The following is a 12,360-nucleotide window of genomic DNA, read 5'->3' on the forward strand; positions in this document are numbered from 1 at the left end:
GGAAGCAGGCGCCGGTGTAGGGCGCGGGCCGTTGCCGCAGCACCGTGTCCTGGATGTCCGCCGGGTCCAGAACCTGTGCCTGGTGCGTCCTCCACGTCGCACCCGTCCAGAGCGGTGGGCGTGCAGGTCCCCGGAGACTCTCCGAAGCTGGATCAGGCGGTTACCTCTCACCGAAAGGGAGACATCATGAGCATTGCCGTTGTGCCACGGCCCGGCATGGGTGGGGGCACCCGCCAAATGAACGAGTGAGTTTCACGTGACGCTCGGGCTTGCGCCCAAGAAACCTCACCCCAAGGTCCCACGACGTCACGGCGAGGGCGGAAAGTCCCACCTGACCGTGATCCAGGGGCTGGCCGCCCTCTCACTGGACGCCCTCAGCTCGGTCGCGTACGGCCCGGAGGCCATCGTCGTCGTGCTGGTGGCCGCCGGTTCGGGCGCGCTCACGGCGATGCTGCCGATCACCCTGGTCATCGCCGGGTTGCTGGCCGTCCTGGTCGTCTCCTATCGCCAGGTGATCGCCGTGCACCCGGACGGCGGTGGAGCCTACGCGGTGGCGAAGAAGGATTTGGGCAGACCGGTCAGTCTGATGGCCGCGGCCAGCCTCATCATCGACTACGTCCTCACCGTCGCCGTCAGTCTCGCCGCCGGCGCCGCGAGCCTCGCATCGGCGTTTCCCGTCCTTTCCGATCACCTTCTGGCCGTATGCCTGATCGCGCTGTTCGTCCTCACCGTCATCAATCTGCGCGGCATCGCGGACAGCGCGCGGGTGCTGATGCTGCCCACGGTGCTGTTCATCGTCAGCGTGATCGGTGTCATCGTCGTGGGGCTGTTTCGGGCCCATCCCGCAGCCACGGTCGGAACGTCCCAGTCCTTCCCCGCCGTCGAGGCGCTGGGCGTGCTCCTGGTGCTCAAGGCGTTCTCCGCGGGATGCTCGGCGCTGACCGGGGTGGAGGCCATCGCCAACGCCGTTCCGATGTTCCGCCAGCCACGCGTCAAGCGGGCGCAACACACCGAGCTGATGCTGGGGTTGCTGCTGGGCGCCATGCTCATCGGGCTGTCGTTGCTGATCCGCCGCCATCACGTGGCGCCACGCGGCGGTGTGACGCTGCTGGCCCAGCTGACGGCCGGCGCCTTCGGGACCGGCTGGGTCTACTACGCCATCAGCCTCATCGTCACCGTTGTGCTGGGCATCGCCGCGAACACCAGCTTCGGCGGCCTTCCGGTCCTGATGAGCGTCCTCGCCAAGGACGACCGTCTCCCTCATCTGTTCGCCCTCCGCTCGGAGCGGCCCGTCCACCGCTGGGGCGTCGTGGCCCTGGCGGTGCTGGCCGGCGTCATGCTGGTCGTCGTCAGTGCCGACACCCAGCGCCTGATCCCGCTCTTTGCCATCGGCGTCTTCGTCGGCTTCACCATCAGCCAGATCGGCCTCGTCCGGCACTGGAGCATGCAACGCCCCGACGGCTGGTTGCCCCGGGCGTTGATCAACGGCATCGGGGCTGTGCTGACCGCCGTCGCCGGAATCGTCCTGCTCGCCACCAAGTTCCTCGCCGGTGCCTGGATCGTCGTCCTCATCGTGCCGCTGCTGATGCTGCTGTTCTCCCGGATCGAGCGCTATTACACGCGCGTTCGCGACCAACTCAGATGGGACGGCACCCCGCCACGCCCCACACGAACCCACAGTCTGGTCATCGTCCCCCTGGGCAGGGTCGACATGGTCGCCGCCGCCGCCCTCAATGCCGCGTCCTCACTGGGCGATGAGGTCGTCGTGGTCGCCGTCTTCGACGACCGGACGAAAGCAGACGCCATGCGCGCCGACTGGGCGCGCTGGAACCCCGGCCCACGGCTCGACATCATCGACAGCCCTCAGCACTCCCTGGTGCATCCGGTCATCGGCTACGTCGAGCAGGTCGACCGCAACGGCAGGCAGGTCGCCGTACTCATCCCCCAGGTGGAACCCCTGCACGGCCGCTACCGGATTCTCCAGAACCAACGGGGCATTCTCATGGCCGGTTTGCTGAGTGCCCGCACCGACGTAGTCGTATGCCTGCTCAAACTCCAGTTGGACCTGTGACCCCGTCACTCACGTGACGGCGTCCCCAGTGGCACACCATCAAGTTCTGTCATCACGGAGTACCTCTCCCCGCGCCGCGGACCGCACCGTACGTCCTGACAGTTCATGGCGGGCCCCTGGGAGGAGACCCGGCCGTAGCTACACCGCGCCGGTGGCCGAGGCCACGGACCGATAAGCCCGACCGTGACCGGTGCACGGCGCTCACACATCCCTGCGCCGCGCTCCTGCTCCGCCACCCGAGCGACCGGGCCGCCCGCCGCTCGCACCCGAGCGCCGTGTTGGTGTCCCGATGCTGGCCGTCACTGCGCCGGCCGGCTCGATCGCAGACAGCGTCCTTGCGTGTCGCTGCCTTCACCCTCGCAAGCGCACCGGTCTCGCACCTCCGCCTGCGGGGTGAAAGCCCTCCCCGCCGTTCGACCTCCGAGCGCAGGTGGGCTGGGGTGCGGGCAACCGGGGGCCTTGGGTACGTCTGCTGTCCGCCGCCCTCCGGCGCGGCTCTCCTTTGTCGGCCCAACGGGAATACATCGGCCCAACGGGAATACACTGGACACCGGCCGTCACCTCCGTACGACGCGGTCCCCAGGCCGGTCCCGCGCGGACCCCCAGACCGCAACAAGCGCCGATCAGAGCGCGAGGTGAGGGCATGGCTGCGGACCCGCTTGCCGCGCTTGCGTACCACCGTGGGGCCCGCAGGCGTCGTGCCGCCCGCCCGTACGGGAGCGCCGGGCCCGGCCGGTCAGCGTGGCGGAGGCGTGACATCGGACCCCGTACCGGCTCTTTTCGCACGGTGCTCGCGCAGCGCACGCAGCAGCCGCAGCGGGAACAGCCCGACGAGCGGTGCCCGACGGCCCAGGTCCTCCTGGTCCTCGTGGTCGAAGGCCCGTGCATAGCGCCGGGCATCCTCGGCCGCCGGATACCGTTTGGCGCCCCCCGCCCCGCATCCGCGCGCACAATGCCAGCGCATCGTGTCGCCCTCGCTGAGGAAGCGGAAGCGATGTCCGAGAAGGCGGCAGCGCAACATAGAGATCCACCCTATGCGGAGCCAGGCGTTCCGGCCTGCCCGCCCGCTCCTGCACTGAACTGCTGATGGCGAGTACGGGGAGGAACACACCATGACCACCAGCACCGAACTGGCCACTGTCACCACCCGCGTCCCGGCCCGGCTCGACCGTCTGCCGTGGTCCCGCTTTCACTGGCGGATCGTGATCGGCCTCGGGACCGTCTGGATTCTCGACGGACTCGAAGTGACGATCGTCGGCGCAGTGGCGGCCCGTATGACCGAGCCGGGCAGCGGCATCTCCCTCACCAGCGCCGACATCGGCACGGCCGCCGCGATCTATGTGGCGGGAGCCTGCTTCGGAGCGCTCCTGTTCGGCCGTCTCACGGACCGCTTCGGCCGTAAGAAGCTGTTCATGGTGACGCTGGGGATCTACATCCTCGCCACCGTCGCCACCGCGTTCTCCCAGGACGCCTGGTACCTCTTCCTCGCCCGGTTCATCACCGGCATGGGCATCGGCGGCGAGTACGCCGCGATCAACTCGGCCATCGACGAGCTGATTCCGGCGCGCAACCGGGGTCAGGTGGACCTGGCCATCAACGGCAGCTACTGGGTCGGAGCGGCGCTCGGCGGCCTGGTCTCACTGGTCCTGCTCGACACACATCTGCTCGCGCCGAACCTCGGCTGGCGGCTGGCGTTCGGCCTCGGCGGAGTCCTCGGGCTGGGCATCATGCTGGTGCGCCGTCACGTCCCGGAGAGCCCACGATGGCTGTTCATCCACGGACGGGAGGGGGAGGCCGAGCGCATCGTCGACCAGATCGAGGCCGAAGTACGGGCGGAGACGGGCCAGGAGCTGCCGGAACCGGGCGAGGCCATCACCATCCGGCAGCGCGATGTCATCCCCTTCACGGAGATCGCCCGGGTGGCCCTGCAGCGGTATCCACGCCGCGCGATCCTCGGACTGGCGCTGTTCGTCGGACAGGCGTTCCTGTACAACGCGATCGTCTTCGACCTGGGCACCGTACTGAGCGGATTCTTCGGTGTGGGGTCGAGCTCTGTCCCGTACTTCCTGGCCATCTTCGCGGTCGCCAACTTCCTCGGACCGCTCTTCCTTGGCCGGCTGTTCGACACCATCGGCCGGAAGCCGATGATCGCGGGCACTTACTTCGGCTCGGCGGCCGTCGCCGTTGCCCTCGCCGTCCTGCTGATCACCGGCTCGCTGACGGCGTGGTCGTTCTTCGCGCTGGTCTCGGTGACCTTCTTCGTGGCCTCCGCGGGAGCGAGTTCGGCCTACCTGACGGTCAGTGAGGTCTTCCCCATGGAGACCCGCGCACTGTCCATCTCCCTGTTCTTCGCGGTCGGCACGGCCGTCGGCGGTATCACCGGGCCACTGCTGTTCGGCAACTTCATTCACAGCGGTCACACCGGGCTGGTGGCCCTGGGCTTCCTCATCGGAGCCGGGGCCATGGCCCTCGGCGGGCTGGCCGAGGTGTTCTTCGGTGTCCGGGCCGAGCAGCAGTCCCTGGAGAACATCGCCAGACCGCTCACCGCCGGGGAGGCCGAGGCGGACTGGCGTAACGAGCCCTCTCCGGAGGCCGTGCGCGAACGCGCCCGCCCCGAGGGCGTCCGGCAGGCGGCCCGCGAGCGGGAGCGGCGGATCGCCGACCGCACGGCCCGCCGCCGGGAACGCGAGCGCACCGGGGTACGCCGGTACCGTCCGGGAACGGGCAGTTCGCTCTACTCCCCGGGCATGGCCGGCACGGCCGGCACAGCGAGCCGGACCTCGGCCATGGCCGAGCGGTCCCTCGACCACGAGATAGAGCAGGTCTCCCGCGCCCTCGCAGAGCACGGTCCGACCCGGCGCGACGAGCTCGAGCGGACCGTCGGCGGACGGTCGTGGGGCCCCGGCCACTTCCGCAACGCCCTGCGCGAGGCCGTCCGGGAGTCGCGCGCGAAGACCCTGCCCGATGGCCGCTACAGTCCTGCGGGCCGGTCCGCAGGACACGGCGAAGGACCCGGAAAACCCCCGAGGACACGAGATGACGAAGGTGACGGGTGATGACCTCACCCGCCCGACGGCAGCGGATGACCTCACCCGCCCGACGGCAGCGTACGAGTGGAACGATGGAGCGGCAGGCCTACCGGACGCGGACTCCGCCGGAGGAGTCGACGAACTCATCCACCAGATGGGCGGGCGGATCGGGCCCACCGTGGGAGGCGTGCCCAACACGGCCGTGCCGGCGTGGACCAGCAGCTGGTGCAGACCGTCCTACAGGTCCTCAAGGGCCATATCAGCGACGGGGAGTGGGCGAGACCTCAAGGCCCCTGTGCCCACGTCGCTGTCTGCCGTGCCGCCGGTAGTCACACCTGCGCGCCCGCCGCTCGCCAATTCGGGCGGGGGCGGGTGGCTCGGACCTCTGGAGGGGTGACCTGCGCAATCCGGTCAGCGCCGGCTACAGGAGCAGGTCGAAGATGGCGGTCGCGCCCTCCCAGTGCTTGGTCTGGGGGTTTTTGACGTCGGGGTACATGATCTTGAAGGTTTCGGCGAGTGCCAGGCTCAGCCCGCCGATGATCTCCGGGTACCGGGCCTCGGTCTCCTCACTGGGTGCCCGGTCGAGCAGGGGGTGCGCGGCCAACTGCTCAAGGATCGGCTTGAGCTCGACCTCCTCGTCCAGCCGCCGGAACCGGTGAATGCTCTCCTGGAGCCCCTTGGTGATCGGTAGATCCCACAGTTCGACGATGTCCCGGTCGTTCGCCTTGGCCGCGGCCTGGGCGACGAGCAGGAGGTCGTAGAGCTTGCCGTCGACGAAGTCGCTGTACCGCTTCAGATCGTTCTTGTCCACGTCGAGACTTGCGGCGGCACGGAAGAACCTTTGGAACCTGGACACGCCCATCACGGTCATGTCTTTCGCCTCCTCGCCCTCGGTGACTGCCCCACACCGGCGACTGTCCGCGCACCGGCGGACAATGCCCAGTTTCAGGATTCCAGACTCCTCCGGGGGACGCCTGCGCATGCCAGGCCGAAGCCGTGGCGCTTATTTCACCTGACAGGCCAAGCGATCGGAAAGTTCCCGGAATTGGCCGTGAGAGCCGCCCGTCGGCGGCGTAAAATGGGCGCAGGTAATAGGACGCGAAGCGTTACCTCGCCGTATGAGCCATGGACGCTTCGGACCGGCGGATCATCCGCCGCGAATACAGGGGCACGTAGTCGGGCAACCGAGCGTTATCCCCTCCCCCCTGTGAGCGTCATTCCCGGAGGATTTCCTGCAGACCAGTGGCACGGCAACGCGTGGGAGGTGTGAACCTCGTGGTGGTGAAGTTGAACGCACGAGCTTTTGATCACGCGAAGAAGCTGGTCAAGGAACGGCAGGTGGTACTGGACGACCGGGACGAGTGGAGCGAACACCGCCCCTCGGCCGAGGAGGAGAACCGCTACCTGGAGCAGCACGGCTTCGCCGAATACCGGAAGTGGTACCTCGGCGAAGACGACGAACAGAACGAAGAGAACAAAGGCCGGTACAAGTTCCCCTATGGCGACTTCGAGAAAGTGCACCGCTGCGGAGTCCTCTCCGCGGAGTCACGCGCCGGGCAGTACAAGCACGCCGACATAGAGGTTGCCGTGGCTCATGTGCACGGAATGCTGGAAGAACTTTCCTGAGCCAGACTCACGCCCCGCCTGCCGTCCCCCATACCGCCCTGTGACAGTGGCTCCCGGAACCCGGGCGCAGCCGCCACACGTCGGGATGCCGCGGGGCCGGCGCCCGTGACAGCGGCACCTGGACCGGCCCCCGCCGGTGGCCGGCGTTCCGGCCGGACCCCTCGGTTCGCTCCCGGCACCGCGTGGTAGCTCACGTGGGCGGCTGGACGGTGCGGCTGACGGCGGACGGCCCCGCCCTCGCCCTAAGCTCGGCGCCGTGACGTGGCTGCGGGCGCTGGGGCTGATCGTGCGCTCCGGGCTGACGATTGAGAGGACCCGGCTCGAGCCGCTGGTCGCACTGCGCGCCGCGGCCGGAGTGGCGACCGTGATCGGGCTCGCGCTGTGGCTCGTCTCCCCGGCCTATGCCACGTCCGCCGCGTTCGGAGCCTTCTCGGCCGGCACCGCCACGTTCCAGCGGAGTTGGCGCCCGCGCAAGGTGCTCGCGCTGGCCGCCGGCGCGGGCCTGGCGCTCAGCACCTTCCTGGGATATCTGGCGGGGGCGCACCCCGTGCCGTTCCTCCTACTGCTCGCCGTGTGGTCCTTCGGCGCCGGAATGGCCTGGGCCGCGGGCTCGACCGCCGGGATCGTCGCGGCCACCACGATCGGCATCATGCTGGTGACCATCACCCTGCCGACCACCGTGGTGCAGGCGCTGGAGCACGCCGCGGTGATCGCCTTCGGCGGTGTGGTGCAAGCGACGCTGATCCTGCTGTTCCCGATCCGCCGCTGGGGAGCGCACCGGGACGCGCTCGCCGACGCCCTCGCCGCCGTGGCCGACTACGCCCGGCGGCTGCGGCACGACCCGGTGGCCCCCTTCGACCCGGAACCGATGATGACGGCCCGCGACGCCGCCGCGGTCACGCCGTGGCAGGCGCGCCGGCGGCCCGCCGCCTTGCACGGCCCCCGCGGCCTGGCCGAGCGCATCCGCCCGGTCCTCGCCTCCCTCGCCGACCCCCGGGTCGGCGCTCCGGCGGAGGGGCCGGAACGCGACCGGACGCGGGAACTCCTGAAGGCGGCCGGCGAGGTGCTGGACGCCGCTGCCCGCTCGATCCGCCGCGGTACCCCGGTCCGGGTGCCCTCCGAAGCCATGGAGGCCCTCCGGGGCGGGGAGGAGGTGCTGCGGGGGCCGGCGCGGCTGGCGGCGGGGCGGCTGTTCGATCTGCTGCGCGAGGTCGTGGAGACCGCGGACAGCGGCGACACTCACGCGGCGAAGGCCCCGGCACTGGTGCGTCCGACCATGTTCCGGATGGTGCCGGTCGTGCTGCGTGCGATGCGCCGCGAGCTCACCTGGGACTCGACTGTTCTCCGGCACGCCGTACGTCTCGCCGGGGTGGCTTGCCTCGGCTACCTGCTCGGCAATGCGCTTCCGCTGGGCCACGGCTACTGGGTGCCGATCACTTCCGTCATGGTGCTGCGGCCCGACTTCCACCAGACCTACTCCCGTGCTGTGGCCCGGTTCTCCGGCACTCTCGTCGGCGTCGGACTGGCCACCGGAGTGGTGCAGTTGGCTCACCCGGGCGCATATCTGTCCGGCGGGCTGGCCGTGCTCTCGGCCGGGTTGATGTACCTGCTGATGCGCACCGGGTACGCGGTCTCGCAGTCCTTCGCCGCTGCGTATGTCGTCTTCCTGCTCGGGATGGGGGGCGAGGAGTGGCACCAGACGGTGCGGGACCGAGTGCTGCTGACCCTGCTCGGCGGTGCCCTCGCGATGCTGGCCTATGTGGTCTTCCCGGCCTGGGAGACCCCGCGGCTGCTGGACCGTCTCGCGGACTGGCTCGCCGCGAACGGGCGGTACGCGGCGGCGGTGGTCGGCAGCTACGCGGATCCCGGCGGCGGGCATCGCGCGGAAGTGCGGCAGGCACTGCTTGCCGCCCGTGAGAAGGAGGCCGCGTGGGACGAGGCTTTCGAGCGGTCCGAGCAAGAGCCGGTGAAGCATCGTGGACTGACCCGCCGTGCGGCCCAGGAGGCATATGCGGCGCTCAAGTCGATGGGGCGGGCGGCGATGCTTCTGGAGGCCCATCTGCCGGGGCGAGGGGTGCGGCCCGTCCCGGAAGCCGCACTGTTCGCGGCGGCCCTGCGGGCGGACACCGCGCGTGCGGCGCGGGACGTACGCGAGCGGCGGGCCCCGGGATGGGAGCGGGTAGCGGCGGCGCTCGACGCCTGGGAGGGCGCGGACGGCGGTGATGATCCGGTGGTGCGGCGTGGCGCGGAACTTTTGCTGGGGGCCCTGGAGGAGCTGACGGCCGCGCTGAGCACGACACCGCTGGAACGGGATGTCGAGTCGGTCCGGGAGGCGCGGGAGGACCGACAGGAGCGACCGGCACCGGAGGAAGAGGCGGCAGATGCGGAAGAGGAACGGGAACTCCGGCGGGGGCGCGGTGACGGCTCGCCTCCGCCACCCAAGGACGTCGGATAGGCAGCGCCGCGTTCCGTGCGGCAAGCCGGGGTTTCGTCCGGAACCGGACGGCGGGATGTGCGCACGGCCGGAGCCGTGAGCGGTGAGCGGTGTCAGGTCTCCCTGAAGGCCGGTGGCCCGGTCTCCTCATCGGGATCGAGGAAGTACGGATTTTCCATGATCATGCCGTTCAGCCAGACCTTCGGATGGGCCTTGATCAGTGGGAGGATCAGGTCACTGTGGAACAGCTCCAGGTCGTACATGCACATCCCCACCTGGGGATACGACCGCAGCCACCGGGTCGCGTGCATCTCGTACCGGACCAGGTCCTGGACGAAGGCGGGCTGCACCAAGGGCTGGGCCCAGCTCATATCGGCGGCGAGCCGGGCGCAGGTGTCGTTGTCGGACGGGAACGTCTCGTCGGACCATGCGGAGAGCCGGGCCAGTGTGCGGTCTCCGTCGAAGGTCCCGTCCCGCAGATACTCATTCGGGCCCCTGATCTGGAGGTTGTTGCCGCCCCGGCCCACCGCGGGGGCGTGCGAGGCCAGGACGTCGCGAAAAGTACGGCCCTCGCCCTCGGTGCCCAAGAGGAGGCAGATGTGCCCTGCACTCAGGCCCTCCGCCAAGAAGGGGGTCATGAGCCGGTCCCGCTCGGCACGCCCCCGGTACAGGGCACAGATGTGGTCGCCGGGAGTCAGTGGTACTCCGCCCAGGTGAGCGACAGCGGCCGGGGCGTCGGCACTCCGTTGATCCACGCTGTTCTCCCGATCAGGATGAGCCGCCCAGGACTTTCCACACCCGGGTGGCGACGTGCAGGTTCAGCCGGCTGTCGATGTCCGCGAGGTCGCTGCCGCTGACCTCGCGGATGCGCTGGAGCCGGTAGCGCAGGGTGCTGCGGTGGATGGCCAGGGCGGCTGCCGTGGCGTCGTAGTTGCCACCGCACTCGAAGTACTGGGAGAGGGTCTGGACCAGGTCCGAGTGGTGTGCGACGTCGTAGTCCAGGAGCGGGCCGAGCCACTCACGGACGAACTGCTCGACGTCCCGGTAGCTGCCTCCCGGCCCGAGGATGCGGTAGAGGCCCAGCTCGTCGAAGGTCGTGGTGCCGTGGGGTGACTGCGAGCGCTGGCGGACCTCCAGTGCGCGCAGCGCTTCCTGGAACGAGCGCGGGATCTCGCTCGGGGTGTCGCAGCGGCCGCCCACACCGATCGATCCGGTGGGCGAGCCCAGTTCGCGGCCCACTGCCTCGTGCAGGGCCTTCGCCCGAGGACGCCCTTGCAGCACGAGGACGGCCATCCCGGACCGTCTGGCCAGCAGTGACCGCATCCGCAGGCCGGCCGCCGACCTGCCGACCGCTTGCACGAAGGCGTCGTCGGCCGGACGGCCCACCCATTGCACCGCGGCAAGATAATGCGGGCCGTGCAGATCATGGCCGACGGCGGCCGCCCGCGCGTAGGCGCTCTCGTCGTCGGCGCCGGTGATCAGGTCGTCCACGAGTTCGCGCCGTAGCCGCAGTTCCACCTCGGCGAGGTTGCGCAGATGGGCCAGTTCCAGGGCCAGCACGGTGCAGGCGTGGTCGAGGGCGAACTGCTCCTGTTCGCCGGTGCTTGCCCCGGGGTCGATCAGGGCCACGGTGCCGAGGACCTCGCCACGGTGCCAGGCCAGCGCGATGACCCGTTCTCCCACCCGTACCGGCCGCAGCCGGCGGGCGGCATCCTGCAGAAGCTCTTCGTGCCCGGTCGCCTCGGGTTTGGGGTACGGGTCGGGACGGCTCGGCCCCGCCCAGGCCCGCAGATTGCCGAAGCGGTCCTCGATGGCCACCGGGTAGCCGGTGATCCGGTGGAGGGCCCCGGCGATGCCCTGTACGCCGTCGTCGTTCGCGGAGGCGTCGCTGAGCATCTCGTGGACGGAACGCTGGTGCTCCAGTTCGGAGACGGACGTGGTGAGCCGGGCGTTCGTGGCCGCGCGGTCGTCATTGACCTGCCGAAGCTGCCGCGTGCGGTCGCGTTCCGCGCGCCGGGCCAGGGCATGCGTCAGGCCCGCCGCGGTCTGCTGGGCCAGAACCCGCAGCAGGAAGTACTCGTCATCGGTGGGCCGTGACGGCGCGCTGACCACCAGATGCCCAATGTCGTCCGCCGTGCTGTGCAGCGCGAAGCTCCAGCCCCATGCCCGGCCCGGCACCGTGACCGGCCCGTCCTGACCGCCCAGTCTCCGGACCTGGGCATCGAGGTGGGGGGTGGCGTGGGGCCAGTCGGCGGGCGCGCGGATCAGGCCGTTGTCGAGCGTGAGGTAGGCGGCCTCGGCGCGACACGGACCGAGGGTGCCAACGGCTGTGAGGGCCCGCGTCAGGACATCGCTCTCGTCCGGCGCGTCATTCATGATCATCGAGAGCACGAAAAGGCTGTACAGGTTCGCCAGGTGCTCGCGGCCCCAGCTGTTCCGGGGGGACCGGCCCGCCGTGCCCGAGGTCGTGGTCATGGTGGGATCACGGGCCTTTCTAGGGGACTCGCCCGGGATCCACCCTACCCAAGGACGCAGATCTTGTCCGATATGTCGCCTCGATCAGCTCACCCTGGCAGACCGAGATTGCCTATGGATTTCGGCCTCGCAGGCGCAGGCCGCGGGTCGCCTGCGATGGCAAGACTGAAGCGGTCAGCCGTGAACCAGTAGCAGTGCTATGTCGCCGGGAGGAGGGGACATGAGCCAGCAGGATCGTCGGACCATCGCGTCCTACTCCACCTACGCGGAGGCGGAGCGCGCAGTCGATTACCTATCTGACCAGGAGTTCCCTGTTGAACGAACCGCCATCATCGGCCACGACCTGCAACTCGTCGAACAAGTTGTCGGTCGTGTCGGCTTCGGCGGGGCGGCGCTGAGCGGGGCCGCGTCCGGCGCTCTCCCCGGCGCTCTGATCGGCTGGCTTTTCGGGCTGCTCAATTGGCTCAACCCGGTGCTGTCGTCGCTGTTGCTGGCCCTCTACGGGCTGATCTTCGGCGCAGTGATCGGCGCGCTGCTCGGACTGCTTCTGTACAGCATGCAGCGCGGGCGCCGCGACTTCGCTTCCGTGAGAGCGATGCAGCCGAGCCGGTACGAGGTCGTGGCGGACGCCGAGGTGGCCGATCAGGCCGCCAAGCTGCTCAACCGGCTCGGGAGCGCGGCGGCCGGCACCACCGCCACCGAGAAGTGAGAACCCTCGGCACAGG

General features: G+C 69.7%; 9 protein-coding genes. 5 read left to right on the forward strand and 4 right to left on the reverse strand.

Features of this window, described 5'->3' with window-relative positions; all coding sequences use genetic code 11:
• Positions 1-256 precede the first annotated feature (256 nt).
• A complete protein-coding gene (locus ACWGI6_RS23705) occupies positions 257-2,071 on the forward strand; it encodes an APC family permease (protein ID WP_453269370.1) in 1,815 nt (604 codons plus the stop codon).
• 736 nt (positions 2,072-2,807) lie between these two features.
• On the opposite strand, the gene ACWGI6_RS23710 is transcribed toward ACWGI6_RS23705, so the two are convergent.
• Positions 2,808-3,092, reverse strand: coding sequence for a hypothetical protein (locus ACWGI6_RS23710; RefSeq protein WP_453269371.1), 285 nt, complete (start codon positions 3,090-3,092; stop codon positions 2,808-2,810).
• Between the two features lie 91 nt (positions 3,093-3,183).
• Here ACWGI6_RS23710 and ACWGI6_RS23715 point away from each other — a divergent pair, with 91 nt between their 5' ends.
• Positions 3,184-5,127: an MFS transporter gene (locus tag ACWGI6_RS23715; RefSeq protein ID WP_453269372.1), complete on the forward strand. Its 1,944-nt coding sequence runs from the start codon at positions 3,184-3,186 to the stop codon at positions 5,125-5,127.
• Positions 5,128-5,521: 394 nt separating this feature from the next.
• Here the strand turns inward: ACWGI6_RS23715 and ACWGI6_RS23720 are convergent, their stop codons facing one another.
• Positions 5,522-5,971, reverse strand: coding sequence for a DUF1931 family protein (locus tag ACWGI6_RS23720; RefSeq protein WP_453269373.1), 450 nt, complete (start codon positions 5,969-5,971; stop codon positions 5,522-5,524).
• Between the two features lie 404 nt (positions 5,972-6,375).
• Here ACWGI6_RS23720 and ACWGI6_RS23725 point away from each other — a divergent pair, with 404 nt between their 5' ends.
• Positions 6,376-6,726: a hypothetical protein gene (locus ACWGI6_RS23725; protein ID WP_453269374.1), complete on the forward strand. Its 351-nt coding sequence runs from the start codon at positions 6,376-6,378 to the stop codon at positions 6,724-6,726.
• Positions 6,727-6,982: 256 nt separating this feature from the next.
• Positions 6,983-9,181, forward strand: a complete 2,199-nt coding sequence (locus tag ACWGI6_RS23730) for an FUSC family protein (RefSeq protein ID WP_453269375.1) — start codon at positions 6,983-6,985, stop codon at positions 9,179-9,181.
• A 92-nt stretch (positions 9,182-9,273) separates the two neighbouring features.
• Here ACWGI6_RS23730 and ACWGI6_RS23735 read toward each other — a convergent pair whose 3' ends face one another.
• Both ACWGI6_RS23735 and ACWGI6_RS23740 read right to left on the reverse strand, forming a co-directional pair.
• Positions 9,274-9,915, reverse strand: a complete 642-nt coding sequence (locus tag ACWGI6_RS23735; protein WP_453269376.1) for an MEDS domain-containing protein — start codon at positions 9,913-9,915, stop codon at positions 9,274-9,276.
• 13 nt (positions 9,916-9,928) lie between these two features.
• Positions 9,929-11,635, reverse strand: a complete 1,707-nt coding sequence (locus ACWGI6_RS23740; protein ID WP_453269377.1) for a PucR family transcriptional regulator — start codon at positions 11,633-11,635, stop codon at positions 9,929-9,931.
• A gap of 220 nt (positions 11,636-11,855) precedes the next feature.
• Here ACWGI6_RS23740 and ACWGI6_RS23745 point away from each other — a divergent pair, with 220 nt between their 5' ends.
• On the forward strand, positions 11,856-12,344 hold the full coding sequence (locus ACWGI6_RS23745; RefSeq protein ID WP_453269378.1) for a general stress protein: 489 nt from the start codon (positions 11,856-11,858) through the stop codon (positions 12,342-12,344).
• Positions 12,345-12,360 lie beyond the last annotated feature (16 nt).

The organism is Streptomyces sp. NPDC054786 (assembly GCF_053611685.1).

What these genes read in the sequence shown, in the direction of transcription:
- ACWGI6_RS23740 (WP_453269377.1), bottom strand. Translation starts at nt 11,635, where the DNA reads ATGACCACGACCTCGGGCACGGCGGGCCGGTCCCCCCGGAACAGCTGG.
- ACWGI6_RS23710 (WP_453269371.1), bottom strand. Translation starts at nt 3,092, where the DNA reads ATGTTGCGCTGCCGCCTTCTCGGACATCGCTTCCGCTTCCTCAGCGAG.
- ACWGI6_RS23715 (WP_453269372.1), top strand. Translation starts at nt 3,184, where the DNA reads ATGACCACCAGCACCGAACTGGCCACTGTCACCACCCGCGTCCCGGCC.
- ACWGI6_RS23745 (WP_453269378.1), top strand. Translation starts at nt 11,856, where the DNA reads ATGAGCCAGCAGGATCGTCGGACCATCGCGTCCTACTCCACCTACGCG.
- ACWGI6_RS23720 (WP_453269373.1), bottom strand. Translation starts at nt 5,971, where the DNA reads ATGACCGTGATGGGCGTGTCCAGGTTCCAAAGGTTCTTCCGTGCCGCC.